This window comes from Micromonospora sp. NBC_01699 (assembly GCF_036250065.1).
Lineage (GTDB): Bacteria > Actinomycetota > Actinomycetes > Mycobacteriales > Micromonosporaceae > Micromonospora_G.
In genome coordinates, this window is sequence record NZ_CP109199.1 from 2886318 (window position 1) to 2912222 (window position 25905).

The 25905-nt window shown below is 70.1% G+C and carries 27 protein-coding genes; 14 read left to right on the forward strand and 13 right to left on the reverse strand.

Annotation, left to right across the window (positions count from 1 at the left end):
* Positions 1 to 68: 68 nt before the first annotated feature.
* Positions 69 to 317 carry a hypothetical protein gene (locus OG792_RS12955; RefSeq protein WP_329109697.1) on the reverse strand — a complete coding sequence of 83 codons (249 nt, stop codon included), beginning with the start codon at positions 315 to 317 and terminating at the stop codon, positions 69 to 71.
* Between the two features lie 137 nt (positions 318 to 454).
* Here OG792_RS12955 and OG792_RS12960 point away from each other — a divergent pair, with 137 nt between their 5' ends.
* The gene (locus tag OG792_RS12960; RefSeq protein WP_329109698.1) at positions 455 to 1912 is read left to right on the forward strand and encodes a glycoside hydrolase family 76 protein; all 1458 of its coding nucleotides are present in this window, start codon (positions 455 to 457) and stop codon (positions 1910 to 1912) included.
* Here OG792_RS12960 and OG792_RS12965 read toward each other — a convergent pair.
* Positions 1907 to 3247, reverse strand: a complete 1341-nt coding sequence (locus tag OG792_RS12965; RefSeq protein WP_329109699.1) for a PhzF family phenazine biosynthesis isomerase — start codon at positions 3245 to 3247, stop codon at positions 1907 to 1909. The genes OG792_RS12960 and OG792_RS12965 overlap by 6 nt on opposite strands.
* Positions 3248 to 3306: 59 nt before the next feature.
* Here OG792_RS12965 and OG792_RS12970 point away from each other — a divergent pair, with 59 nt between their 5' ends.
* Positions 3307 to 3663 (forward strand): MerR family transcriptional regulator, encoded by a 357-nt coding sequence (locus OG792_RS12970; RefSeq protein ID WP_329109700.1) that lies wholly within the window; start codon positions 3307 to 3309, stop codon positions 3661 to 3663.
* A 10-nt stretch (positions 3664 to 3673) separates the two neighbouring features.
* Here the strand turns inward: OG792_RS12970 and OG792_RS12975 are convergent, their stop codons facing one another.
* Positions 3674 to 3931, reverse strand: coding sequence for a zinc-ribbon domain-containing protein (locus OG792_RS12975; protein ID WP_329109701.1), 258 nt, complete (start codon positions 3929 to 3931; stop codon positions 3674 to 3676).
* A gap of 266 nt (positions 3932 to 4197) precedes the next feature.
* On the opposite strand from OG792_RS12975, the gene OG792_RS12980 reads away from it, so the two are divergent.
* Positions 4198 to 5076 carry a TIGR03619 family F420-dependent LLM class oxidoreductase gene (locus tag OG792_RS12980; RefSeq protein WP_329109702.1) on the forward strand — a complete coding sequence of 293 codons (879 nt, stop codon included), beginning with the start codon at positions 4198 to 4200 and terminating at the stop codon, positions 5074 to 5076.
* Here OG792_RS12980 and OG792_RS12985 read toward each other — a convergent pair.
* Both OG792_RS12985 and OG792_RS12990 read right to left on the reverse strand, forming a co-directional pair.
* The gene (locus OG792_RS12985) at positions 5054 to 6196 is read right to left on the reverse strand and encodes an RNA polymerase sigma factor (RefSeq protein WP_329109704.1); all 1143 of its coding nucleotides are present in this window, start codon (positions 6194 to 6196) and stop codon (positions 5054 to 5056) included. The genes OG792_RS12980 and OG792_RS12985 overlap by 23 nt on opposite strands.
* Before the next feature lie 6 nt (positions 6197 to 6202).
* Positions 6203 to 6610, reverse strand: a complete 408-nt coding sequence (locus tag OG792_RS12990) for a YciI family protein (RefSeq protein WP_329109705.1) — start codon at positions 6608 to 6610, stop codon at positions 6203 to 6205.
* Positions 6611 to 6916: 306 nt separating this feature from the next.
* Between OG792_RS12990 and OG792_RS12995 the strand changes: the two genes are divergently transcribed.
* From OG792_RS12995 to OG792_RS13005, 3 genes are read left to right on the forward strand one after another with little or no spacing between them, the layout of a single operon-like run.
* The gene (locus OG792_RS12995) at positions 6917 to 7840 is read left to right on the forward strand and encodes an NAD(P)H-binding protein (protein ID WP_329109708.1); all 924 of its coding nucleotides are present in this window, start codon (positions 6917 to 6919) and stop codon (positions 7838 to 7840) included.
* Complete coding sequence (locus tag OG792_RS13000) at positions 7837 to 8679, forward strand: NAD(P)H-binding protein (protein WP_329109710.1); 843 nt, start codon at positions 7837 to 7839, stop codon at positions 8677 to 8679. Before OG792_RS12995 ends, OG792_RS13000 begins: the two co-directional genes overlap by 4 nt.
* Complete coding sequence (locus OG792_RS13005; RefSeq protein ID WP_329109712.1) at positions 8646 to 8804, forward strand: hypothetical protein; 159 nt, start codon at positions 8646 to 8648, stop codon at positions 8802 to 8804. Before OG792_RS13000 ends, OG792_RS13005 begins: the two co-directional genes overlap by 34 nt.
* On the opposite strand, the gene OG792_RS13010 is transcribed toward OG792_RS13005, so the two are convergent.
* Together OG792_RS13010 and OG792_RS13015 are read right to left on the reverse strand one after the other, a co-directional pair.
* Positions 8782 to 9300: a pyridoxamine 5'-phosphate oxidase family protein gene (locus OG792_RS13010; RefSeq protein ID WP_329109714.1), complete on the reverse strand. Its 519-nt coding sequence runs from the start codon at positions 9298 to 9300 to the stop codon at positions 8782 to 8784. The two genes, OG792_RS13005 and OG792_RS13010, sit on opposite strands and share 23 nt — an antisense overlap.
* 326 nt (positions 9301 to 9626) lie before the next feature.
* On the reverse strand, positions 9627 to 11312 hold the full coding sequence (locus OG792_RS13015; RefSeq protein WP_329109715.1) for a glucuronyl esterase domain-containing protein: 1686 nt from the start codon (positions 11310 to 11312) through the stop codon (positions 9627 to 9629).
* Between the two features lie 420 nt (positions 11313 to 11732).
* Between OG792_RS13015 and OG792_RS13020 the strand changes: the two genes are divergently transcribed.
* From OG792_RS13020 to OG792_RS13040, 5 genes are all read left to right on the forward strand, one after another.
* Positions 11733 to 11918, forward strand: coding sequence for a hypothetical protein (locus tag OG792_RS13020; RefSeq protein ID WP_329109717.1), 186 nt, complete (start codon positions 11733 to 11735; stop codon positions 11916 to 11918).
* Entirely contained in the window at positions 11915 to 12259 is a 345-nt protein-coding gene (locus tag OG792_RS13025) for a YciI family protein (protein ID WP_329109719.1), read from the forward strand. Before OG792_RS13020 ends, OG792_RS13025 begins: the two co-directional genes overlap by 4 nt.
* A 53-nt stretch (positions 12260 to 12312) precedes the next feature.
* Complete coding sequence (locus OG792_RS13030; protein WP_329109720.1) at positions 12313 to 13533, forward strand: RNA polymerase sigma factor; 1221 nt, start codon at positions 12313 to 12315, stop codon at positions 13531 to 13533.
* 190 nt (positions 13534 to 13723) lie between these two features.
* Positions 13724 to 15256: an MFS transporter gene (locus OG792_RS13035; protein ID WP_329109721.1), complete on the forward strand. Its 1533-nt coding sequence runs from the start codon at positions 13724 to 13726 to the stop codon at positions 15254 to 15256.
* 439 nt (positions 15257 to 15695) lie between these two features.
* Entirely contained in the window at positions 15696 to 16682 is a 987-nt protein-coding gene (locus OG792_RS13040) for a glycoside hydrolase family 11 protein (protein WP_329109723.1), read from the forward strand.
* Between the two features lie 90 nt (positions 16683 to 16772).
* Here OG792_RS13040 and OG792_RS13045 read toward each other — a convergent pair whose 3' ends face one another.
* Complete coding sequence (locus tag OG792_RS13045; RefSeq protein WP_329109725.1) at positions 16773 to 17765, reverse strand: RICIN domain-containing protein; 993 nt, start codon at positions 17763 to 17765, stop codon at positions 16773 to 16775.
* 758 nt (positions 17766 to 18523) lie between these two features.
* Entirely contained in the window at positions 18524 to 19021 is a 498-nt protein-coding gene (locus OG792_RS13050) for a hypothetical protein (RefSeq protein WP_329109727.1), read from the reverse strand.
* A 150-nt stretch (positions 19022 to 19171) separates the two neighbouring features.
* Between OG792_RS13050 and OG792_RS13055 the strand changes: the two genes are divergently transcribed.
* The 3 genes from OG792_RS13055 (at position 19172) to OG792_RS13065 (ending at position 23446) form a co-directional block, all read left to right on the forward strand.
* Entirely contained in the window at positions 19172 to 20437 is a 1266-nt protein-coding gene (locus OG792_RS13055) for a ferritin-like domain-containing protein (RefSeq protein ID WP_329109729.1), read from the forward strand.
* Complete coding sequence (locus OG792_RS13060; RefSeq protein ID WP_329109731.1) at positions 20434 to 22428, forward strand: hypothetical protein; 1995 nt, start codon at positions 20434 to 20436, stop codon at positions 22426 to 22428. Before OG792_RS13055 ends, OG792_RS13060 begins: the two co-directional genes overlap by 4 nt.
* Before the next feature lie 313 nt (positions 22429 to 22741).
* A complete protein-coding gene (locus OG792_RS13065; RefSeq protein WP_329109732.1) occupies positions 22742 to 23446 on the forward strand; it encodes a DUF4328 domain-containing protein in 705 nt (234 codons plus the stop codon).
* A 213-nt stretch (positions 23447 to 23659) separates the two neighbouring features.
* Here the strand turns inward: OG792_RS13065 and OG792_RS13070 are convergent, their stop codons facing one another.
* The 4 genes from OG792_RS13070 to OG792_RS13085 form a co-directional block, all read right to left on the reverse strand.
* Entirely contained in the window at positions 23660 to 23941 is a 282-nt protein-coding gene (locus OG792_RS13070; protein WP_329109733.1) for a hypothetical protein, read from the reverse strand.
* A gap of 11 nt (positions 23942 to 23952) precedes the next feature.
* Positions 23953 to 24180, reverse strand: coding sequence for a hypothetical protein (locus tag OG792_RS13075; protein ID WP_329109734.1), 228 nt, complete (start codon positions 24178 to 24180; stop codon positions 23953 to 23955).
* A 282-nt stretch (positions 24181 to 24462) separates the two neighbouring features.
* Entirely contained in the window at positions 24463 to 24714 is a 252-nt protein-coding gene (locus OG792_RS13080; RefSeq protein ID WP_329109736.1) for a hypothetical protein, read from the reverse strand.
* Positions 24715 to 25034: 320 nt separating this feature from the next.
* Positions 25035 to 25313 carry a hypothetical protein gene (locus tag OG792_RS13085; RefSeq protein WP_329109737.1) on the reverse strand — a complete coding sequence of 93 codons (279 nt, stop codon included), beginning with the start codon at positions 25311 to 25313 and terminating at the stop codon, positions 25035 to 25037.
* Positions 25314 to 25905 lie beyond the last annotated feature (592 nt).

The following is a 25905-nucleotide window of genomic DNA, read 5'->3' on the forward strand; positions in this document are numbered from 1 at the left end:
CATCGCATTAATTACCTTTCCTTGTACTTCTGGATCAAGAGCTTGGAGGCGTCGGGACCCAGGCGCGTTCAACGAACCGCGCGGAACTCCTGCCTGGCGCGTCGGCCGAGGTATGCGGTCCCCAGGCCACTGATCACGCCGAACATGGTGAGGATGACGATGGACAGCCAGGTGGCGCCGGTCAGCTCGTGATCGGCGGCGAGGATGACGGCGGTGAAGACCGCTGCGGCGAGGATCAGCAGCGTGACGATCGTGCAGAGGATCGTCACCGCGACGGCCACCCACGCGCCGGCCCGTGATCGTTTCGCTGAAGCCATAGGGGCAGCATAACGACGTTTCCCAATCAACGTGGACCCCTGCGGGGGTCGCCGCCCCGACCGTCGACACCGCTGCCGGTCGACGTTCGTTGACGCGTTGGACATCGATCGGTAACAATCTCGTGGAGAGCGCTCTCATGGATGCGGAGGAGGACCTCGTGGTCCGTACCGGGTTCCGTCTGGTGTGTGTCGCCCTGCTCGTCGCGGTCGGCGCGGTCGTGCCGGCCGGCGCCGCGCAGGCCGCCGTCATCTGCAACAGATACTGCGACGGTCGCGATCCGGCGCTGTCGCCCGGCGATCGCAGCCCGGTGGCCGCCTCGGTCTGGTCGCGCCACATCACCCTGCACTTCGACGACGCCGACGCGATGTCCTGGGCGGTTGTCGACAACGGCAACCCCGGCGACGAGGTCTGGCTCGACCGATCCTTCGACGGTGGTCGCACCTGGGCGTCCGGGAGCCGGCTCGGCGCCGCGACCATCCCGACCGGCAGCCGTACGCGGCGCACGTCGATGTTCAACGTTGACGACTGGGCCGGCCTCGGTGTCGGCGCCATGCGAGCGTGCGGCAGGGCGGGCGACCGGCCCGAGGTCGCGTGCACCGCCTGGGCGCGTACGACCTGGAACGCGGGCGAGCGGCGGACGGCGGCGGTCACGGCGTTGATGCAGTTCTACAACACCGGCACCGGCCTGTTCGCCACGACGGGCTGGTGGAACTCGGCCAACGCGCTCACCGCCGTTGTCGACAACATCAGGGTCACCGGCATGGGCAGCTACCGCTACGCCATCGCCAACACCTACGACCGCAACCTCAACGCGTACGGCGGCAACTTCACCAACGAGTACATCGACGACACCGGCTGGTGGGCACTGGCCTGGATCAGGGCGTACGACCTGACCGGTGAGCGCCGCTACCTCGACACCGCCCGTGCCGGGGCGGAGCACATGGCGGCCTACTGGGACGGCACCTGCGGCGGCGGGGTGTGGTGGAGCACCGCGCGCACCTACAAGGCGGCCATCGCCAACAGCCTCTACCTGCATCTCACCGCGGCACTGCACAACCGGCTGCCGGGCGACACCGTCTACCTGCAACGGGCCCGCGCCACCTGGACCTGGTTCGCCGGCACCGGGATGGTCAACCAGGGCAACCTGGTGGTCGACGGTATCGACCTCGCCACCTGCCGGGCCAACACCCGCCCCACCTGGTCCTACAACCAGGGATCGCTGATCGGTGGGCTGACCGAGCTGTACCGGGCCACCGGCGACACGGCCGTGCTGAGCGTCGCGCGGCGGATCGGCGACGCCGCCACGGCCAGCACCGCGCTGAACCCGAACGGGATCCTGCGCGAACCGTGCGAACCGGACTGCGGCGCCGACGGTCCGTCGTTCAAGGGCGCGTACGTGCGTGGGTTGGCGATCCTCAACGGCGTGCTGGCGGACCGGCCGTACACCGGGTATCTGCGACGGCAGGCGGACAGCGCGTACGCGACGGACCGCAACGCCCTCGACGCCTACGGGCTGCGCTGGGCGGGGCCGCTCGACTCGACCGACGCCGCCCGGCAGCACAGCGCCGTCGACCTGATGAACGCGGCCTCATGACCGCCGGGCGGGCGCGACCGGGCTCGGCGGATGGATGCTTCCGCGTACGGTGATGAAACCGCGACCGGAGACGGCGGCGACGCCGTCGGGGTCCACCCCGGCCGTGATCGTGCTCCGGCGGCCCATTTTCTCGCCCTGGACGATGGTGAGCCGCTGGTCGGTGGCGAGCAGTTCGTGGCGGTGCAGCAGGGCGGCCAGCGGGCCGGCGGCGCTGCCGGTGGCCGGGTCCTCGTCCAGACCCACGCCGGGGTTGAAGAATCGGGTGTGCACCGTCGGCTGCGGTTGCGCGCCATCGAGCCAGGCCAGGTAGACGCCCTGCGCGGCGACGGTCCGCGCGACCGCGATCAGCGCGGGCCTGTCCGGGGTGGCCACCGCGAGCGCGTCGCCGCTGCGGAGCAGCACCATCAGGTGGTTCGCCCCGGTGTCCACCACCTGCGGCGGCAGTTCCTCGGAGATGTCGTCCGGGTCGAGGCCGACGGCGCGGGCGACCAGCGCGGGGTCGGCGTACGCGCCGAAGCGGGCTGCGGTCTGGCGCATGTCGAGCCGGCCGTCGTCGCGGACCACCACCGGCAGGTTCCGGCCGCCGATCCGCTGGACGATCTCCGTACCGGGCTCGGTGCGACCGAGGCGACCCGTCTCCAGCAGCCACCACCAGGCGCCCAGCGCGTTGTGACCGGCGCCGAAGACCTCCACCCCGCCGGCCGTGAACGAACGCAGCTCCCGTACGGCACCGTCCCGGCCGGGCAGGATGAACGTGGTCTCGGACTGGTTGAGTTCCCGGGCGACGGTCGGGTACCACGCCTCGTCCACCGGCCGGTCCCAGTCGGTCAGGTCCACCACCGCGAGCGGGTTGCCGGTGAGCGGGGCGTCGCCGAACACGTCCACCAGCGCGAAGGGGACGTCGGTCGGCGTCGCGGCCTCGGCGCCGAGTTCCTGGAACAGGGTGATCTGTAGGTCGCCGGGGGTCTCCAGGCGTGAGTTCAGCGAGTCCCAGGGCGTCTTGGTCGGCGGGGCGACAAGCGCGGCGCCCGCTCCCACCAGCGCGTCCGTCGCGGTTGCCGCGTCGTCCACCTGGAACGCGAGACGGATGTGCGGGCTCGCCGGCCGCCCGACCTCGACCCGGTCGATCATCGCCCGCTGGGCGGGGTTGGCGAGTTCCAGGGTTGCCCGGCCCGCGTCGAGGATGACCACCCGGGCGTCGCCCTCACCCGCGTACGCCGCCTCCGACCGAAGGCCGAGTACGTCCCGGTACAGCGCCACCGCCGCCTCGTAGTCCGCCGCCTCGACGACCACGCGGAGTTGACGGACCTCGTTCGATCTTGTGTTCTCGGGCATGCCGGGTATGTTAAAACCTGACGTTGGTGTCAGGTGCAAGTACGAAACGCGGAGCGACGATGCGGATCGGTGAACTCGCCACTGCCAGTGGGGTCAGCGTCCGGTCGCTGCGCTACTACGAGCAGCAGGGGCTGCTGTCCAGCGAACGGACCTCCGGCGGCCAGCGCCGCTATCACCACGACGCGGTGGCTCGGGTCGAGCTGATCCAGCGGCTCTACTCGGCGGCGCTGTGCAGCGAGAAGATAGCGGAACTGCTGCCCTGCTTCGAGGGCGAGCAGTCGCCGGAGCTGCGGTCCAGCCTGCTGGTCGAGAAGGCCCGCGTCGACGGGATGATCCGCGAGTTGGAGCAGGCGCGGGGCGTACTGGTCTCGGTGATCGACTCGATCCCGCCGGGCCCCGCCGCGCCGACCGGCTGAGCGTTTCCGGTCAGCGCGTCGACCCGGCGCCGGTGGCGAGCAGCCGCCGCGCCTCGTCCGCGCTCACCCCGGTCCCCGCACCGCAGTACGGGTTGGCGCACCGCACCACGTACTTCGTCCTGATCGGGATCAGCGGGATGAAGAACAGACTCAGCCTGGTGACCTCACGAACCACCAGCAGGTTGCCGGGCTGCCCGCACACCCGGCAGGCCATCAGCACCGTACCCAGGAGTTGGGCCTTCGTGCGCCAGCCGAAAATCAGGAACATCAGCACCCCCGTGTCTGTCTGGATCGTCGCACGCGGACGCACGTCCCCGGCCGGAGTCGTGTTACCCAGCCGGGCCGGGCGCTATGCGACCGCGCGCGGGTCAGCACCTGACGCCCGCATCTTGCGTTGACACCGGCGGCAACGTCTAGCGTCGCCGGCGGCAAGATCTTGCGTCGCCGACAGCGAGGTCTTGCGTCGCCGACAGCGAGGTCTTGCGTCGCCGACAGCGAGGTCTTGCGTCGCCGGGACCGACGGAGAGGACGACGATGAGGTTCGCGATCAGCTACAGCACCCCGTTCTACGGCGTGGACCCGGACCGCATCGTCGGCTTCGCGCAGCACGCCGAGGCGTGCGGATTCGAGGCGATGTACGTGCCGGAGCACGTCGTGCTCTACCCCGGCGCCACGTTCGGGGCGATGCCGGTGCCGCCGTCACTGCCGTACGGCGACCCGCTCGACGTGCTGAACTTCGTCGCCGCGAACACCCGCCGAATCCTGCTCGGTACGGGCGTGCTGCTGTTGCCGTACCACCACCCGGTGACCCTCGCCAAACGCCTGGCCACCATCGACGTGCTCTCCCGGGGCCGGATGCGGCTGCTCACCGTGGGGCTCGGCACCCTGCCGGGCCAGGCACGGGCGCTCGGGGTGGACTTCGGCAGCCGTGGCCGGCGCGCCGACGAGGCGATCGACGTGCTGCGGCTGCTCTGGGAGGGCGGCGAGGCGGGGGTGAGTTTCCACGGGGAGTTCTTCGACTTCGACGACCTGTGCAGCTACCCCAAGCCGGACGGCGTCACCCACCTGCCGATCCACGTCGGCGGTTCGAGCCGGCCGGCCGCCCGCCGGGCCGGGGCACGCGGCGACGGTTACTTTCCCGGCGGCGCCCTCACCGCCGACGAGCGGGCCGCCCAGTGGAACCTCGTCCGGTCGACCGCCGAGCTGGCCGGCCGCGACCCGGAAAGACTCGAATACACCAGGTGGGGTTCGATCGAGCTGACCGTCGACGGGGTCGAGGCGCTCGCCGCCCAGGGGGTGACCCGGATGGTGGTGAGCCCCGCCTCGGCCGACCCACGGGAACAGCGCGACCAGATGTCCGCGTTCGCCGACCGGTTCGACCTCCCGCCGCTCAGCTGCGCAGTTCCATGTTGAGTCGTGCCGCCTGTCGCGTGAGGTGGTCGCGTTCGGGGAGGTTGGGCGCCGATCGGGCGGCTTCGGCGTAGAGCCGCGCCGCCGTGACCGGGTCACCGTCACGCTCGTGCAGATACGCCGCGACGGCGGCGTGGCGGGGCAGGGCCGGGTCGAGCCCCGCCAGGGCGGCCAGGCCGGCGCGCGGGCCGTCGGCCTCGCCGACCGCGACGGCCCGGTTGAGGCGGGCCACCGGACTGTCGGTGAGGCGCACCAGTTCGTCGTACCACTCGACGATCTGCACCCAGTCGGTCTCCTGCGCCGTCCGGGCGTCGGCGTGCAGCGCGGCGATGGCGGCCTGGGCCTGGAACTCGCCCAGGCGGTCGCGGGCCAGAGCGGCCTGGAGCACGTCGACGCCCTCGGCGATCAAACGGGTGTTCCACCGGCCGCGGTCCTGCTCGGCAAGGGGCACGAGCCTGCCGTCGGGGCCGGTCCGGGCCGGGCGCCGGGCGTGGTGGAGCAGCATGAGCGCGAGCAGGCCGGCCACCTCCTCGTGGTTGATCCCGACCGCCAGCTGGCGGGTGAGCCGGATCGCCTCGGCCGCGAGGTCGACGTCACCGGAGTAGCCCTCGTTGAAGACAAGGTAGAGCACGCGCAGCACCGTCGCGACGTCACCGGGCTGGTTGAACCGGACACCGGAGACGGTCCGCTTGGCCCGGCTGATCCGCTGGGCCATGGTCGCCTCCGGCACGAGGTACGCCTGCGCGATCTGCCGCGTGCTCAGGCCGCCGACCGCGCGCAGCGTGAGCGCGACGGCCGAAGCCGCTGTCAGGGACGGATGCGCGCACAGGAAGTACAGCCGGAGCGTGTCGTCCACCTCGCCCGCGCCGGGCACGGGCTCGCCCTCGGCGCGCACCTCGCGGTGCCTTCGGGAGGCGTCGGCGCGGGCGGCGTCGAGGAACTTCCGCCAGGCCACGGTGACCAGCCAGCCCTTCGGGTCCCGCGGCGGGTCGTCCGGCCACCCGCGCACGGCCTCCACCAGGGCGTCCTGCACGGCATCCTCGGCCGCCGCGAAGTCGGCTCCGCGCCGGACGAGGATGCCGATCACGGTGGGGGTGAGGGTACGCAGCAGCGCCTCGTCCACCGCGCGTCACTCCGTGATGGTCGGCAGCGCGCACAGGAACGGGCGCACCTCCAGCCACTCGTGGATCGGCTTGCCGCCCGCCCCCGGAGCGGCGGACAACTCGCCGGCCAGCTCAAGCGCCCGCTCGTACGTCTCGACGTCGATCACCATCCAGCCGGCGATCAGGTCCTTGGTCTCCGCGAACGGGCCGTCGGTGATCGGTGGCCGCCCCTCGCCGTCGTAGCGGACGAAAGTGCCCTGCGGGGACAGCGCCTGCCCGTCGACGAACTCGCCGGTGCCTTCGAGTCGAGCGCCGAAGTCCTGCATGTACCGCACGTGGGCCGAGACCTCCTCCGGCGTCCACTGGTCCATCGGCACGTCGTTGACCGCTGCCGGCGCGCCCCGGTAGTGCTTGAGCAGTAGGTACTTGGCCATCATGTTCTCCTCGGTGCGGTACGGCCCCGGTCTGGCCGTGTTCGTCGCGGGGACGGAACCGCCCGCCGGTTCTCGACATCCCACCGCGATATTTCCCGGCGGACTTTCGAAGACTGGCTACCTCGACCCGGACGGACCACGCTGCCGGCCAGCTTCGCTCCGGGGTTCCGCGCTCGTTCGTACACATGTGCTATGTGCGGGATCGCGAAAATTTGCCTATCGTCCGGGATGACCGCCGCCGCGAACCTTTGGCCGGGTACGGCGGCGGTCTATTGCGCCCATTCAAGGGATCCGGACAGGAGCAACATGACAATCCTAGTGACCGGTGCCTCCGGGAACACCGGCCGTCGGGTGGTGGACCGCCTGGTCGCCGCCGGCCGGCGGGTACGAGCGATGACCCGCGACCCGCAGTCTGTCCCGCCACGGGTCGGCGTCGAGGTGGTCCGGGGTGATTTCCGGCGGCCCGAGACCTGGCCGGCGGTGCTCGACGGAGTCGAGCGGATCTACCTGTTTCCCTTTGTCGAGGTCGACGGCGAGCCCGGCGGCGGGTTCGTGGACCTGGCGGTAGGGGCCGGCGTGCGCCGGTTCGTGGTGCACTCGGCCGCCGCGGCCGGGTTCGAGTCCGCCGACGCTCCGGACGACCCGCAGATCAGCGCCCTGCGGCGGCACCTTGCCGAGGAACGGTCGGCCCACCGGGCGGTCGAACGGATGGTGGAGGCCAGCGGCGCCGAGTGGACCCATGTACGGCCGGGTCTGCTCGCGGTGGGCGCCCTGAACTGGGCCGACCGGATCCGGAGTCGACAGGTGGTGCGGGCGCCGTACGCCTCGGCCGGGTTTCCGTGGGTGCACGAGGCCGACGTCGCCGACGTGGCCGCCGCCGCCCTGCTCGGTGACGGACACCTCGGCGCGGCCCACACGCTCACCGGCCCGGCGAAGGTCAGCCAGGCCGAGCAGGTGGCCGCGATCGGTGCGGCGATCGGGCTGGACCTCCGGTTCGAGGAGCTGACCCCGGAGCAGGCCCGCGACCAGTGGTTGGCCGACGGTTACGACCGGGGGACCGCCGACTGGCTGATCGAGTTGCTGGCCGCCGCCGTCGACGGGCCGGACCTGCTGCCGCCCACCGACACCTACCAACGGATCACCGGACGACCAGCACGCACCTTCGCCCAGTGGGCCGTCGACCACGCGGACGACTTCCGGCCGACCGCCCGGACGGGAGGAGTCGCATGACAATCCTGCTGACCGGGGCCACCGGTTTCATGGGCCGGCGGATCGTGGACGAACTGGTCCGCGTCGGCGAGCCGGTCCGGGCCCTTACCCGTACGCCGGAAAGAGCCGGCCTGCCCGACGGCGTCGAACTGTTCGCGGGCGACCTCGAACGGCCCGCGACGATCCGCGACGCGCTGCGGTCGGTGGACCGGTTGTACCTGGTCCCGGCGGCCCCGCAGACCGCGCCGGAGGTGGTCGCGATGGCCCGCGCGGCCGGCGTACGCGCAATAGTGGTCCTCTCCGGAGCGGCGGCCGACGACGAGGCGTGGACCGATCGCGGTTACCTCGCCGTGGAACGCGCCGCCGAGCGGTCCGGCCTGGAGTGGACGCACGTGCGGCCGGGGGAGTTCGCCGGCAACTGGCTCGGCTGGGCACCTGCCATCCGCGCGCGGCGGCTGGTCCGGCGGCCGTACGGCAACGCGGTGACCCAGCCGACGCACGAGGCGGACGTCGCCGAGGTGATCGCGGCGGTGCTGACCGGGGAGGGTCACGCCGGTACGACGTACACGTTCGCCGGACCGGAGGCGCTGACCACGGCCGAGCAGGTGCGGCTGATCGGCGTCGCGCTCGGGGAGGAGGTCGGGTTCGAGGAGGACGATCCGGTACGGGCCCGTGAGCAGTGGATCCGGGACGGCTATCCGGCGGTCTTCGTCGACTGGATGTTCGGGGTCTGGGCCGACTCCGCCCGCGATCCCGCCCCGGTGAACGAGGAGTGGGCCGCGCTGGTGACACGGCTGACCGGCCGCCCCGCCCGCACCTTCGGCCAGTGGGCCGAGGACTACGCCGACTCCTTCCGGTAGCCGGGACCGTCTACCTGCTCGGTGGCCGGTACGGCGCCGAGCAGGGCCCGGCGGCGCTGGACAACCACCTCGACCTGATCTTCGGCGGACCGGTCCGGCCGCTCAGGACTGTCCCCGCCGGTTGAACTCCTCGGGGCTTGCCCCACCCGGCATCCGGGTCTGAAAGTCCAGTACGCCGACCCAGGTCGGGCGGACCGCGATCCGGACCATCCTGGTGTCGGGGTGATCGACCGCGGCGACGTTCGCGGCGCCCTGCTCCGGGCCGGCGTAACGGTGCATGGCCAGCGCGTACTCCGGGACGATCCCCTCGATGTCGGTGACCTCGGCCCGGCCCCGGATGAGCAGGACCTCCGGCGGGGTGCTGGCGGCGTCGATGGTGACGGCGACGGCCGGGCGAGCCCGCAGGGCGGCGACCTTCGCCCCGCCGAACGTGGACATCACCACCTCGGTCCCGGTCCAGTGGAAGAGCATCGGGACGATCCGTGGGGTGTCGTCGGCGGCCACGTACGCGATCCGGGCCAGTTCGGTTCCGCCGAGCAGGCGTTGCGCCACGGCGCTTTCCAGTAGGCGTACGTCCCCCTGCGGCAGGCTCATCACCTGGTCGGTGCTCACGGCGGTCACCGGCCCACCCCCGAGGAACTCCGGGCGGGCGTGCGGTTGTCGCTGCGGGTCTGAGTCATTCCTGTCGTCCTTCGGTGACTGTCTGCGCTCAGATGGTCGGCAGGCCGTATCTCGCGAAGATCGTCGGTAGGGCGGTCAAGGTCGCTTCCCCGGAATCGCGGGAAGCTCACCAGCCAGAGTCTGTGGCCGCCGAGACAGGAAGAAAAGGATGAAACACCATGCGTACGGCAAAAAGTCTAAATTCGGCTTGAAAGCACAGGGAGGGGCCCGGTACGGAGGCTTGTCGCCTCGGTACCGGGCCCCGGAAACCTGTCCGAGCCCGGGAACTAGCCGGCCGAGCAGGTGGGGGTGATGCCCGTGCCCGTGCCGGTGCCCTGGAAGCCGAACTCGATCGACTGACCGGCGGCGATGGATCCGTTGTAGGCCACGTTGGTGAACTGGACCGTGCCGGTGTTGCCGCTGCGGTTGGCGTTCCACGCGTTGGTGACGCTGGCGCCCGACGGCAGCGGCACGGCGACCGTCCAGCCGTTGACCGGCGAGGAGCCGGCGGTCACCCGTACGGTGGCGACGAAACCGCCGGTCCACTGGTTGACCGACACCGACGCCGAGCACCCGCCACCGACCGGGGGAGTGGTCGGGGGTGGCGTGGTCGGGGGCGGGGTGGTCGGCGGGGTGGTCGGAGGTGTGGTGGGCGGGGTGGTCGGGGGAGTGGTCGACGGTGTCGTGGGCGGGGTGGTGGGGCCGTCGGTGAGGGTCGGGGTCTGCCAGTCCCGCCACTGGGCCAGGTCGCCGGCCGCCCGGCTCGATATCCTGATCGTGCCGGGCGCGTTACCCGTCCCCAGCAGGAACTTCTGGATGTTCTGCTGCAACGGCGTACGCCACTCGGCCCGGTTGGCGCAGTGGCTACCGTCCTGGATGTCGGACCAGTAGGTGATGTTGCTCCCCGCCCCGAGCGCCTTGTAGACCTCCGCGCCGCCCAGGGCGGCCACGCTCGCGGACCGGGGACCCAGGTTGGCGATGTGGGGGTTGTCCATGATGAACAATCCGCGCGGCGCGACCATGGCCACCATCTGGTGGGTGTCCACCGGCAGGTTGTTCGGGCTGCTGGTGAAGGAGCCGAACGCGTCGCCCAGCCACGGCTGCTCACCGTACGCGCTGCTCAGGCTCTGGGCGCCCTCGCCGGGGATCCCGCGGAAGATCGGCACGCCGGCACTACCGGACTCGATCGGCATGGTCAACGCGATCCGCTGGTCGAAGGCGCCGATGACGAAGGCGCCCTTGCCGAACCGGGAGCATCCGGTGACGCCGGTCGCATCGGGCCGGAGGATGTTGCCGCCCGACTGCTCGATGACGTCGATGATCCGGCTGACCCCCCAGGACCAGGCCATCAGCAGCCCGGTGCTGCTGGTGGCGCCGTAGATGGTGTAGAAGGCGCCCTGCTTGTTGTTCCGTGGGGTGCCCTCTCGGCCGACGGCATAGGGGTCGTAGTTGATGACGGCGGCACCGGCGGCCCTGATGGCGGCCGTGTCCGCGCCGAAACCACCCAGTACGACTACGGCCGGGAACGGGCCGGTGCCACTGGGCAGCTGGACGCTCGCGGAGAAGGTGGAGTTCCTGCCGTTGTGCGCCACGTTCACGGTGATGTTGCTGTTCGAGACCGTCCCGGTGACGCTCGCCGGCTTTGCCGGCTTGTCGCCGTAGACGTAGCGCTCCGCCTGTTCCCTGATCTCGGCCCGCCGGCATCGCCAGTCGGACTTGGCGGTGATCCGCGCGCCGTCGATCTTCTTGAACGGATCGGGAAGCCTGGAGTTGGCGGTCAGCGAGCCGGGCAGGGACACGGCGCAGTCGGCACCCTCGTCCTCGACGAGTGCGGCGGCGCCGATGTCGCCGGCGGCGGCCTGGGCGGTGGTGGTTCTCGCTACTGCGGTGACCGCTCCGGCGACCGTGAGCGCCGCTACCGCCAGCGCGACGACTGTCGAACGGATCCTGGGGCGGCCCGAGCTGATGATCACTAGGGCTCCTTCCGGTTGGGGGATGACGAGCCGGTTGGGGGATGACGAGCGACCGAAATGATCGATGATCACGAATGCCAAGCCTCCCAAGTGTCGAGCAGAATATCGCCGAGTGTCAATCCTGTTTCCGAAAGTTTCGGTAATTCCGATGGGCCCTCACTCGCTGGTCACCGCGATCGCACCCGGTCACGCCGTTCGGGAGTGCCGCCCGCAACCGGTCGGCGACCGGCCTCAGGTCCCGGAAACTTTCCGGCAGACAAACTGCCGGATCCGTCGCCCGGTAGCGGTGAGTGACCACCTGGCCGCAACCGCCGCGTACGGCCGCCGACGCCCGAGCGTCGTACAAAAGATCTTGAGGTGGACCGGTAGTGGAGCGCCCCACCCGTTCGTCATCCAGTTGACGAACGGGAAGGAGAAGTCGTGATGGATGTAGTCGGCAACCGCTTCGCCAACGGACGTATGGGTACGGTGACCTGCGTGGTCACCGAGGCGGAGCGGCCGGGCACCTTCGCCTGGACGGTCCTGGACGACGCCGGCCGGGTCGGCTCGGTCTGGCACTACGAGTTGAGCGACGGCGCCGAGCCCGCGATTGGAGTTACCCGATGAAGTACCTGATGTTGGTGTGCACGGACCCGGAGTACACCCCCGGCCAGGACGATGGCGCCCCGGACGTCGAGGACTGGGCCAGCGAGATGGACGCGAAGGGCATCCGGCTGATGGGTAGCCGCACCCGGATGGCCAGCGATGCCACCACGGTCCGGGTACGCAACCGGGAGGTGCTGCTCACCGACGGTCCGTACGCGGAGACCAAGGACCTGATGGCCGGCTTCGACATCCTCGAATGCGCCGACCTCGACGAGGCCGTCGAGGTCGCCTCCCGACACCCGATGGCCTGGGCCGGCGCGATCGAGTTGCGCCCGTTCTGGCCGGACGACGAGCACGAGTAGCGAGAACCGATGGGTAGCGGGAACGGGCGAGCGGCGAAAGCGGACGGGGACGAGTGACCGCGCAGGTCAGGGACCGGATCGCCGATCTCTACGCCGACGGGTGGAGCCGGATCGTGGCCGCCATGATCCGGTTCACCGGCGGCAACTGGGACCTGGCCGAGGAGTGTGCACAGGACGCGTTCGCACAGGCGCTGCGCACATGGCCGGAGTCGGGCGTACCGGAGCAGCCGCTGGCCTGGCTCACGACGACCGCCCGCAACCGCGCCGTCGACCGGATCCGCCGCGCGTCGACCGAGGCGGCGAAGCTGCGAGAGGTGGCCGCCATGGAACCCGAGCCGACCCCGCCGTACGCGAGTGACAGCGACATTCCCGACGAACGCCTCGAACTCATGTTCACCTGCTGCCATCCGTCGCTGAACCTCGAAGCCCAGGTGGCGTTGACCCTGCGGAGCCTGACCGGCATGAGCACGGCCGAGATCGCCCGCGCGTTCCTGGTGCCGGAACGCACCATGGGTCAACGCCTCTTCCGGGCCAAGCGGAAGATCGCCCACGCCGGCATCCCGTTCCGCGTACCACCGGCGCACCTGCTTCCGGAGCGCCTTCCCGCCGTACTCCATGTGCTTTATCTGCTGTTCAACGAGGGATACGGTGACCTGCGGAAGGTTCGGCTGTCCCGGGAGGCCATCCGGCTCGCGCGCGTGCTGACGGCACTGATGCCCGACGAGCCCGAGGCGCACGGCATGCTCGCGCTGATGCTGCTGCACGACGCCCGACGGTCGGCGCGGATCGACGCCGACGGCGGCCTGGTCCCGCTGGACGAACAGGACCGCTCGCGGTGGGACCGGGCGCAGATCGCCGAGGGTGACACGATCCTGCAACGGGCGCTGCGCCGACGCCGGGCCGGGCCGTTCCAGATCCAGGCGGCCATCGCGGCGTGCCACGCCACCGCGCCGGTCGCGGCCCGGACCGACTGGCCCCAGATCGTCGGACTGTACGCACAACTCGCGCTCGTGGCACCGAGCGTGATCGTGGAGCTGAACCGGGCCGTGGCGATCGGCATGGCCGACGGTCCCGGGGCGGCGTTGCCGCTGGTCGACGCCATCGCCGCGACCGGGCAGCTCGACGGGTACCACCTGCTGCATGCCACCCGGGCGGACCTGCTGCGACGTCTCGGGAGCAGGGCCGAGGCCGACGCGAGTTACCGTACGGCGCTCGACCTCGCGCCCACCGAGGCGGAACGTCGCTTCCTCCGCGACCGGCTGCGGCTGCTCTGACCGGTGGGCGGGGCCCGGCGAGGCGGGTGTTCCGGACAGATCGTGCCGGAATGCGGGACGGCCATGCGGCCCGAGGAGCTCACTCGTTTGTCCATCGAGCGGTCCAACGCGGGTAACGCGGCCGGCCGGGACCCGTCCCGTCGCCAGGCCGAACCATCCCGTCTCCGGTTCCCGAGGAACAGGTAGCGACATGCGCAAATGGCTCCCGCTGATCTCGGTCTGCCTGGGTACGTTCATGCTGCTGATCGACGTCACGATCGCGAACGTGGCCCTGCCCGACATGGTCGACGACCTCGACGCGTCGTTCGGGGCACTGCAATGGGTCATCAACGCGTACGCCCTCGCGCTGGGCGCCCTGGTGCTCGGCGTCGGCTCGATCGCCGACCTGCTGGGGCACCGCCGCGTCTACGTCGTCGGGCTCGCGATCTTCGCGACCTCCTCACTGGCCTGCGGTCTCGCACCCAACCCGGGGGCGCTGATCGCCGCCCGTACGGTGCAGGGCGTCGGCGCGGCGGCCCTGTTCGCGACCACGTTCGCCCTGCTCAACAGCGCCTACGTCGGCCGCGACCGGGGCAGTGCGTACGGCATCTGGGGTGCGGTCTCGGGCGCCTCGGCGGCGGTCGGCCCGATCCTCGGCGGGCTGCTCACCGACGGCGCGTCGTGGCGCTGGATCTTCTTTGTCAACCTGCCGATCAGCGCCGTCGCCCTCGCCGTGTGCGTCACCCTGCTCGGCGACCCCCACCGGCCGGAGCGCGGCGGCAGGGTGGACATCGGCGGCATGGCCAGCTTCACCGCCGCCGCAGCCGCCGCCACGTACGCGCTCATCCGCGCGAACGGGGCCGGCTGGTCCGACGCCGGGGTCTGGGGGCTGCTCGGGCTGGCGGCGGTGCTGCTGACGGTGTTCGTGCTGGTCGAGTCGCGCTCGCGGCACGCCATGTTCGACCTCACCCTGCTGGGCAACCGGTCGTTCGTCGGGGTGCTGCTCGCCGGGGCGCTGCTGACGTTCGCGGCCTTCGCCACGTTCGCGTACACCTCGATCTGGTTGCAGTCGGTGCTGGGGCTCAGCGCGATCGGGGCGGGACTCACCGGGCTGCCGATGTCCGTGATGGCGTTCGCCGTCTCGGCGGTGCTCGGGCGGGTGCTGCACGGCCGGCGACCGGACCTGGTGATCGGGGCGGGGCTGCTGCTCGTCGGCCTCGGCAGCCTGCTCACGGCCGTACTGTTGCGGGGTTCGGCCGGTTGGCCGGCGCTGGTGCCGGGGCTGGCGGTGATCGGCGCCGGTGTCGGCCTGGCGACGCCGATCCTCGGCTCGGCCGCCATGTCCCTGGTGCCGGCCGTGCGTGGCGGCATGGCCGGTGGCGCGGTCAACACCGCCCGCCAGCTCGGCTACGCCTTCGGTGTCGCCGCCCTGGGCAGCGTCTTCGTCGCCCGCGCGCAGGACAGCCTGTCCGGGCGCGGCATCCCGGACGCGGACCGCGTCGCCCACGCCGTTGCCGGTGGACAGACGAACAATCTGCTGCAAGCGGCCCCGCCGGACGGGCGGGTGCTGCTCGACGGCGCGACGCACGCCGCGGCGGTGACCGGCGTGCAGGCGACGTTCGCCGTGGCCGGAGCCGCCGGTGTGCTCGCCAGCCTGCTCGTGTTCGTCTTCATGCGGCCGACCGGAGCGCGCATCACCCAGCGGGAGGGGCGCCCGTCCGTCCCGCAGCCGGCCGGTCAGTGACGTCGCGTGTTCGATCCCACCGCGTCCGTCCGATATGGACCGGGAAACTTCCGGTACTAGCGTCAAATTCTGATCCTGGGCCGGAGCGATCCATCGATCAACTCCGAAGCTGGTCGATCAGGCCTGGTCGGCTACCACGCCGAACGCTCCATCGTGGACTGCTGTCTTAAGATCGTGTTTCCGAAATGTTTCCGGAAGTTGTTGACAGTGCGACGAAGTCGAACCAATACTGGCGCCATCGACAGGCGTCCACCCCTGTCGATCCGTACCACCCACCGCGACCTGCACCTCCGGTCGTCAACCCGCACGACGACCGGCCCACCACCACCGCGTTGTACGACGCCGCCGCGCGGGCCACCACCCCGACCGCCGACAGCCTCGCCGGGTCGTATCGCGCTGCCTGGCCTCCCGCCAGCCCTCACCAGGAGGAAGCACGCACATGAGCAACGCCCCGGCCCACCCGAAAAGCCGCAGACTCGGCCGCATCAGACTGCTCATCGGCAGCGCCTGCGCCGTGGCGCTGACCGCGGCCACGACGATGCTGCCCGGCATCGCGTACGCGGCCATCACCTCGAACCAGACCGGCACGAACAACGGCTACTTCTACTCGTTCTGGACCGACAGCCCCGGATCGGTCTCGATGGAACTGGGGTCCGGCGGCAACTACAGCACCTCGTGGCGCAACACCGGTAACTTCGTCGCGGGCAAGGGCTGGAGCACCGGCGGACGCCGGAGCGTGACCTACTCGGGCAGCTTCAACCCGTCCGGCAACGCGTACCTGACCCTCTACGGGTGGACCACCAACCCGCTGATCGAGTACTACGTCGTCGACAACTGGGGCACCTACCGGCCCACGGGAACGTACAAGGGCACGGTCACCAGCGACGGCGGCACGTACGACATCTACCAGACGCAGCGGGTCAATCAACCCTCGATCATCGGCATCGCCACCTTCTACCAGTACTGGAGCGTCCGGCAGGCGAAGCGGACCGGCGGCACCATCACCAGTGGCAACCACTTCGACGCGTGGGCCCGTAACGGAATGAGTCTGGGCAGCCACAACTACATGATTCTCGCAACCGAGGGATATCAGAGCAGCGGCAGTTCCAACATCACGCTGGGCGGTTCCGGCGGCGGTGGTGGCGGGGGCGGTGGTGGCGGCAGCTGCACCGCCACGCTCTCCGCGGGACAGCAGTGGAGCGACCGCTACAACCTCAACGTCGCGGTGTCCGGCGCCACCAACTGGACCGTGACGATGAACGTCCCGTCCCCGGCGAGGGTCCTCTCCACCTGGAACGTCAGCGCCACCTATCCCAGCGCCCAGGTGTTGACCGCCACGCCCAACGGCAACGGCAACAACTGGGGCGTCACCATCCAGGGCAACGGCAACACGACCTGGCCGACGGTCTCCTGTAGCGCCGGCTGACCCGAACCCCCCCCGGAGCGGCACCCGTGGCGCGGCGGCGAACCGGTCGCCGCGCCACACCGCTGGCGGCGGTGCGACGCCACGGTCGGCTCATGACCCGGCCGTTCCGGACGCGGGCTCGACGAAGAAGACCTGGCCGCCCTTTCCCACGCACCGCTCCATCAGCGCCTCGGTACCCTCGGTTTCGTCGGACCCGCTGATGCCCACGCACCCCTGACCGTCCACGCGCAGTACGTACATGTTGTCCCCGTACGGTCCGGATGGTTCGAGGTGAAAGCGGCTGTCCTGGGCGCAGTCGTCGATCGGCTCCAACAACCCGGCCCCGGGTCCCTCGGTCAATACCTTGAGGCAGCCCACGCCATAGTCGGGATGGTGCCACTGGATCCGGTAGAGGTCACCGCCCATGGGTTCCAGCATGGTGCCCTGCGGGGCCACGCTGTCGCAGGGGCGCTGCACGGCCACCAAGGGGGTGTAGCGGCGGTCTCTGACGCGTCCGTCGGTCAGGCAGAGTTCGGGAGCCGTGACGGGCCGGATGCGTACCCAGCCGTTCGGTAGAGCCGGCGCGTTGCCAGGGGGAGTGGACTCCGAGCGCTGGTCGGCTGTGCGCGGCTCCGCCGGTTGATCGGGGATGGCGAATATCCAGACCCCGACGACGCCCAGGACCACGGCCGCCGACGCCGACACGGCCAGCGCCAAAACCCGGTACGGCTTCCTGGCCGGCGGGGTCGGTCGGGTCGGCTCGATCATCTCGACCCCGCCTCCGGCTCCACTCCCGACTCCGCCGCCGACGTCGGTCGCGTTCTGTCGCTCGACGATCTCGTTCCAGGCCCGAAGCCAGATCTCCACCCGGTCGCCGTCGCCGCACGCTCGTACGAAGGTGGCCAGCAGTTCGGGGCGCGGCGCCGTCCGACCAGCCAGGACGTCGGCCAGCGTGCTGCGGGCCAGGACCTCGCCCTGTTCGGAGGCGCGCCGCTCCAATTGCCGGTACGTCAGCCGCGACTGCTTCTTGAGCTCTCCCAACAGGGCGACGAACTCGACAACGTCCCGAGCGTCTTGCGGCGTCAAGTCCCCTTGGTTACTCATGTCCATATCATCGCGACGGCGCCATCATCGAGCAAGATCCATGGATGATCTTGCCGGCGTCGCCGGACAGGCTTCGGACAGGCGCCGGACACAGTCCCGGACAAGGCGGTGAGCTGCCCGGACAGGGACGGACTGTCCGGGCCGCCGTCCGCGGTTGACCCGACCCGTTCGGCGCCAGCAGAATTTGTGCTGCCCGGCCTCGTCGGTCCACATCTGCGGCGGGTCTTCGGTCGACCAGCACCCATTCCTCGAATGCGTCTGGTATTTCTTCGCGGGTTACTGAACACCTCAGAATTGAACGGGGAGCTGACATGGGTATGAGATTGAAAGTCGCTCCTGTCGCCGTGGCATGCCTGGCGACACTGGGACTGCTCGCGTCCCCCGCCGGCGCGACCGGGCAGCCAACGGGGCAGACGGCAGCAAGCGCAGCTGTCGGCACCCAGGCCACGTGGACGTGGACCACGTCTCTCGGCGGACCAATCAGGACGTGCTATGAGTCGACCTGCGGCACGGTCATCAACCTCAGTCCCCACCTGACGCTCCAGTGGAGCCACTACGCCGACAACCAGTACGACAACCGGTGGTACTACGTGAGGTACCGGGACAGCCCCACCACCTACGTTTACGGCTGGATCTACTGCGGAAACGTAACCGCCTCCTGCTGAGGGAGAATCTGACAGGTGCTCGTTCGGCAGGCACGGGGACTGCCGAACGAGCACTTTCGGCGTTTCCCCCGTTGTTCGACCCTGACCATCGCGCTAGGAGTCCTCCACGTCGAGCGCCTGGAAACACTGGTCCCGCCGTTCGGGCGGTAGCGCCAGGTACGCCTCGGGCGACATCGGCTCGGGGTCCTCGTCGCGGACCAGGTCGACCGTGTACTCCGCGGGCGACCCGTCCCCGTGGTAGAGCGTCGGGCCGCTGGTCAGCGGGATGGTCGGCCCGGTGAAGGCGCCGGGCTGGACGATCACCGCGTTCTCGCCGCCGTCGGGGAAGACGACGTCCGGGTCGAAGTCCTCGGCGTCGTGCCCGTGGTCACCGTGGCTGACGAAGACGTAGGCGAGCCGTCCCGGTCCGTCGCCGACCAGCTCGGCTTCCAGCACGATCTGGCAGAGGAAGCGCATCGGCGTGCCCCGCGCCGCGCCGAGCGGCCACTGCGGCGCACCGAGCCAGCCGGGTTGCCCGCCGAACTTGGTGACCTGCCCGGTCACGGGCGTGTCGGCCCGGTGGTAGCCCGCGATCCGCCACACCGCGACCATGGCGCTGACCGTAACAGCGGCAGCATAACGGGTGGCGATCGACTTCTGGCTGATTCGATAGATCCCTGTCACTGTGCTGGTGGTGCCGTCCCCTCTTTCGTAGCTTTGGGTAGTCATCAGAACACCTTCCGCACCCCTCGGAGGTTGTGCGTGGCCACTACCGAGCCCGCGTTGCTGGACAAGCCCACGACCATCAACATGCTTCACGACGCCTGCGAGCTGGAACACATGCTCTGCGTGCAGTATCTGTACGCGGCGGCCACCCTGTCCCACGGCGGTGACCCAGGGGTCACCACCGTCCGGGCGGCGCTGACCGAGCAGTGGAGCCAGCAGCTCAGCCGCATCGCGGTGCAGGAGATGTACCACCTGACCCTGGCCAACAACATCCTGATCGCGCTGGGCGCCGCGCCGTACCTGTGGCGGCCCAACTTCCCACAGCCGGCCAGCCGGTACTCGGACATCAACCTGCCGTCCACCCTGACGCCGTTCAGCCAGGAAACCGTGAGCCGCTTTCTGTGCTGGGAGAAACCGGAGCCGGACGGCTGGTGGGACGACTTCTGCGCCGAGTGCGGCCGGCAGGCGCACACCCGGCTCAACCTGGCGATGACCGCCAGCGAGGAGCGGCCCTACGGTTCGATCGCCGAACTCTACGACCAGATCAAGGCGGCGATCCTGGGCCATCCGGAGTGGATCGACCCGGCATCCGCCGCCCGACAGGTCACCAGCGCCCTCATCCCGCTGACCCCGACACTGACCCCGATAACCACCGCCGAGCAGGCAGCCAGGTACATCGACATCATCGTCCTGGAGGGCGAGGGCGCGCCGGACTGGCAGTCGGACTCCCACTTCGCGTACTTCCACCAGATCGCCGACCAGCTGGACGGGCTGAAGCAGACCCAGCCGGACTTCGCTCCGGGCTGGCCCACCGTGGAGAACCCGGTGTACGACCCGGCGAACACCGGCGGCACCCTGATCACCGACCCGGCGGTGCGTGCGGTCGGCGTCACCTTCAACGAGCTGTACCTGCTCTTCGTGGAGATGCTGGTCCGGCTCTTCACCCCGGACGGGCAGAGCACCGGGCAGCGCCAGGGCTTAGCGCGGGTGGTCACCGCGCTGATGCCGCTGGGCATCAAGCCGCTGGCGGCGCTGCTGACCCGGCTGCCGGCCGGGGCGGAGCATCCGGGCCGGTACGCCGGGCCCGCCTTCGAACTGCCGCAACCGCAACCGACCGGTCCACCGGCCACGGTGGACGAGTTGGCCGGACGGCTGCTCGCCCTCGCCGGGCGGTGCCGGGTACTGGGCCTGACCGACTCCGGACTCGACGCCGGTACGCAGGACGCGCTGGCCACCATTGCCGCCCGCCTGGAGACGCTGGTCCCACTGTTCACCCCGTCGACCGTGGAGCTGCCGGCATGAGTTACCTGGACCGGCCCAGGATCGGGTTCTTCGGCACCGACGCGATGGTCAACCCGTCCACGGCCAACAACGAGAACATCATCCACCTGCTCGACTACGACCGGGTCCAGTTGCTGAATCCGCCGACGGTGGAGGGCGCGACCCTGCCGGCGCTGGACGACGCCGCGTACCGGGAATGGATGACCAGCCTGGTGGTGTACGCGGACGCCGAAACTGCGGCCACCGCCAATCCCAACTGGCAGTCCGGCATGCCCGGCTACTGGAACTACTGGGGCGACCACCTCACCACGTTCGGCAGGGCGAGGGCGACCAGCGTGTGGGTGGACGACCGGCCGGTAACCAGACCGGCCGAGGATCCGCTGCTCAAGGCGCATTTCGCGCTCAACGCCCGGATCGTCGACGTGAACCCGGCCGACAGCTACGGCACCCAGTTCGTCGCGGCCAGCTTCCGGATCATCGGTCCGGACCGCGACGGCGACCTGGTCGAGCTGGTACGGGGAGTGCCGACCACCTCGTTCACCCGGTGGCTGAACTTCTTCCGCCCCGGCGGCGCCGCCACGTTCCAGGCCGTCATCCCGAACTCGGCGCTGAGCTTCGTCGACCCGGCGCGTGCTCCGCACTCGGACGGCCTGCGCGCCCTGCGCGAGGGCGCCGCGGACGGCGCCGGCCTGCTGCTGCGCTGGTGCTTCTACGGGATGCGGACCAGCTTCGACCAGATAACCATGTACGAGAAGTTCCAGCGGGGCGAGCGGGCGATGAACCCGAAGATCGGCCGGGTGGTCGGCACGGTCGGCGTGTGGAACGGCACGGACATGGTCTCCGCCCCGGTCGGCCGGAACCTGCAACAGCCCGGCCCGCCCTACTCCGCGGCCGAGGGCGGCACCGCCCGAGCGGTGACCCGGATGCGGGTCAAGACCCACGAGGACGTGGAACGGATCGCCACCCCGGGCACCGCCCTGAACGCGCTGAGCGCGTCGAGCCCGGACGCCGAGCGGATCGGCCCGGCCATGGCGTACGTCGCCGAGGACCGGGTGGTGCTCGACCTGGGCAACACGTTCCCGGAGGTCGGCGGCGGGGACTTCGACAAGGTCGACTTCGGCGGGGTGGTCCTGGAACTGCTCTACGACGTCGGCGGCAAGCAGCGGCGTGCGCTGATCGACGTGGTGGACTACGAACAGGGTCCCTACGAGCTGTACGGCGGGGTGCTGGAGTACGGGTTCAACCCGCGCAGCGAGGCTGGGCAGCACATTCACGACGGCCTGCTACAGGTACGGACCGACGGCGTACGCGTGCCACTGCTGCGGGAGATCGAGACGGTCCAGGTGACCACCGACGACCAGGCGGTGTACCTGGACATGCCGGCGAAGGGCCGGGCGAAGGGCACGGCCGCGCTGCGGGTGTTCCGCAAGGGCGAGCCGATCACCGAGCCGCTGACCCTGACCGTGCAGCTCTGGCGGGACACGCAGACGCCCGGCCGGGCGAACTCGGTCAACCCGCTGGTGCTGACCGCGACGTCGATCGGTGAGGAAAAGATCCGTGAGTTCACCCTGGAGGTGCCGGCCGGCGGTCGGGTGGAGGTGCCGATCGAGGTCGACGCCGCCGCCTGCTACAAACTGCGTTACCTGCCGCCGGACACGCACGCCGACCGGGACAACCCGGCCTGGGCGGTGGAGTACTTCTCCACGGTCCGGGCCCTGCCGTACGACGACTACAGCGGCATACCGGATGACCAGCTCACCTTCGAGCTGGTGTACCGGGAGGTGTTCCGCTACTACGCGCTGCTCTACCCGATCATGGGGGCGATCATCCCGTGGGGGCCGGTCAACGTCCCCAACGACCCGGACCGGGTGACCCACTTCGCGGCGCTGATGCTGGACGTGATCGACGAGAGTCGCCGGGGCACCGCCCTGGAGATGCCGATCACCCGGGAGCTGTCCGCGGGTAAACGCGCTCTGGTGCAACGCTGGTGCCGCAGGGAGCTGAAGAGCTGACGCCGAGGACCACCACCCTGTCGGTCCCGCCGGCCGACCCGCGTCGGCCGCGCGGTCCGGGAGTCCGGTCGTCCGACAGCGGCGGCCCGAGTAGTCGACTGCTCGGGCCGCCGCTGTCGGACGCGGCCGCGTGGGTTCAGCCGCAGATCCGTACGCTGACGCGGCCAACAACATCGGAGGAAACTGAATGGGCTGTCCGACCTGTCACGCCGAATCAACGCCGAATAGCCTGGAATGTGCTGTCTGTGCCACCCCGACCGGTGCGCCGGCGATCGTTCCCGGGGCGCGGACGTACCCCGTTCGTGGCGTCGGGATGGCAGCGTCGATCGCGGTCGGCGTCGTGGTGCTGCTCGATCTGCTGCTCGCCTTCTGGCCGCTCGTCGGGCGTGCGATGGCCGAGCGGGCGATGCGCGACCTCGACCCCGACGTGATCAACGCCGCCTCCCTCGTCGAAGCCCTCGCCCAGGTGGCGTACCTCGTCCCGTTCGCTGCGGCCGGTGTGCTGGTGATCGTCTGGTGCTACCGGGCGCGGGCCAACCTCGACGCCTTCCCGGGTGCCACGACAACGCTGAGCAAGGGCTGGGCGATCGGCGGCTGGCTGGTGCCGATCGCGAACCTCATCATCCCGGCACGCATGATGGCGGGCATCGCCCGGGACAGCCTCTGGCGGTCGAGCACGCCGGCCCTGGTACGGATCTGGTTCGGCGGGTGGCTCTTCTACCTGTTTGTCGGACAGATCAACACGTTGTCCGACAGCCAGGACTGGGAGGCACTGCCCACCGCACTCGCCGACGAGAGCGACTACCAGTTGTACGTCGACTACTACTCCGCCGCGCTGGGGCCGAACCTGCTGGTGGCGCTGCTCAGCGCGGTGGCCGGTGCGGCTCTGATCCTGCTGATCACACGGGTGTCGGCCGCTCAGGAGACCCGGATCGGGCGCGACGCCCAGGCCGCACCGGTGATGCCCGGCATGCCCCTCGCCTCGTCGACGAGGACCGGGGACGGATTTCTAGGATGACGCGGCTGTCCACATCGGATTGACCTTTGTGCGCTGGCATACCTGCCACTCCGAGCAGGCGCCGACAACCCCGGAGTGCGCTGACCGTCCTGACCGTCCTGACCGCGTAACCGCCTTTTGCGCCGTCGCAGGTGGCACACGGCGGCGGCGTGCCCGCTTGGTGCCGAATCGCGAGCGCGGCGGCTAGCGGGTGGTCAGGTGGTCGTGGGGCGGCTAAACCGCCCGCAGTCGGCGGCGGACCGGTGGGTCGTGGACCCAGCCGACGAAGCGGGCTTCGGCCTGCTCGGGGGTCAGGTCGGGCAGGGTCGCCGTTGCCTTGTCGCGGAAGCCGCCCATCACCTCGGCGAGCCGGGGCCGGTTTCCCTGGTAGAGGGACCACATCCGGCGGCGGAACACCTGGCAGGGCCATTCCTCGGCGTCGTCCTTGCAGTGCCAGTCGTCGCCGGGTCGGTGCGGGGCGCCCATCGGGTCGCCGTCGTCTGGGTCGTGTTCCACGTCTTCTCCGTTCAGAGCAGGTGGACGCGCTCAGTGCTGCCGTCGGATTTTTGTACGGTGAGGGTTCCCCCGCCCTGTTCCATCAGGTCGAGGACCAGGTCGAAGACGACCAACGCCCGGTTGATCGTGTCCGTCTTCGTGTCCCGTGTACGGGTGCACGCGGAGCCGAGCGCGTCGACCGCGCGCGGCACCAGGTTGACCGTTACCTTCGTCAGCGCTGACCGGTCCGGCTCAACCACGACGGGCGCCGATCACGACGAACGGCTCGCGCGGGCCGGCGGCCGGGTCCTGCCTACTCACGAATCCCCATCCCCTTCACCATCTCCGGAGTCGGCCAGCGTGCCGGTGCCCGTGACCCTCGGGAGGGCCTGGAGGAACTCGATCGCGCGATCCATGTACGGGCATCCGTACTGGGTGCAGTGCAGGCAGACCGGCCGCCACAGGGGTCCCCGGCGGTGGCGCTTCACCTCCGCGCGAGCGATCCACGCCAACGTGTCGATGCTCAGTTCCCCACTCATCGGTCAGGCCGTCCTCGGTACGGGCCGCTCGATGTCCGCCAGGACCCGGCGACGGATCGCGTACTCCGCCTCGGGTAGCTCGGGTTTTCCCGCCGGTTTCTCGATGCCGCGCACGGTCACCCACTCGGTGTCGTACGCCCCGGCGTCCATCGCCACGTGCGTCACCCGCAAATGGAGATCACCCATGTGGTCCTCGTACGCGGGAACCTTGCTTCGGCGGTAGTCACCCGCCTCGGCGTGGATGACATCGCCCACCCGCACGAGCCCACTACTGATCATCACGGTCGCCGTTCCGCGGCGCGATAGCCCGCGCGCTGCCCGAACGTGAGTACCGCCCTCAGGTCCACCGTCAACTCACCGGCCCACGACGAGCGGGCAAAGGTGGACGATGACCAGACGGGTAGCTGCGGTGCGGCAGCCCCGAGGGGCCACGGCCAGACACAGCCCCACCAACGGCGAACCAAAAACATCGCGATACCTCCTTGTTGTCGAGAGCACCCCAAGCGCCGAACCTCGACCTCTGAGGAGGTAGAAGCGCAAAAGACACATGTCGAGTCGGGGCAGCGGGCCGAACATCAGGGGAGCGGGACGAACAGGCCCGGTGGTTCGGGGGAGATGCGGACCCAGCAGTCGGTCTGCTCGCCGCAGGTGGGGCAGCGTCCGTCGCGGTCGGGGGAGTGGGCCCTGGCCAGCTCATACGAGCTGACAAGAACATCAACCGAGGTGTACGGCGACGCCTGCTCGTCGGCGCGGATCCAGCCGACGAAGCGGTTGTGCAGCCAACCGCTGGGCACGTGCCGAAGGTCCTCGGCCGCGACGACGAAGTACTGACCCAGGTAGAGCCCGAGCGACACCCGACTGCCAGCGAACTCGGCCCGCAGCTCCCGCCGCCGCGTCGCACACGGCCAGTCACCCCCACACCCCGAGCAAACCCACGTACGCGCCACCGGATTATGCGTACTCACCCCTGCTCCTCCCGGTCACGACCTCTGTTTTCGCTGCTCATCGCGCGGCCAGGTCACGGACGATCGTGGCCACCCGCACCAGGAGTTTCGGTAAACGGGTTCGTGTAGTCGGACGACTCCCACGCGCACTCCGGCGTGTGCCCGGTCACCCACCTCGTCCGATCGAACGTGCAACCGGTCCACGTGCATCCGCGCCACGACCACATCGACCGCTGCGCCCGGCGGGAGGTCGCGGCAGTGCGACCATTCACCGACCCAAAGACGACGTACGGTGCCTGTCGGCATCTGTGGCAGCCCGGCAGGAGTGGTCACGACCGTTGATCGTTTCCGTGACGGAACCGGCACCCCCGATTGCCGCGTAGCCGAGCCGGTCTCGGATCTGCCGAAGTGGTCGAGCGAGGGGACGCCTCATCCTCTGACTCATTCGACGGAGGTACCGCGTTGATCCCATTGCCTCGATAGCCAGCGCGCTCTGGGTAAA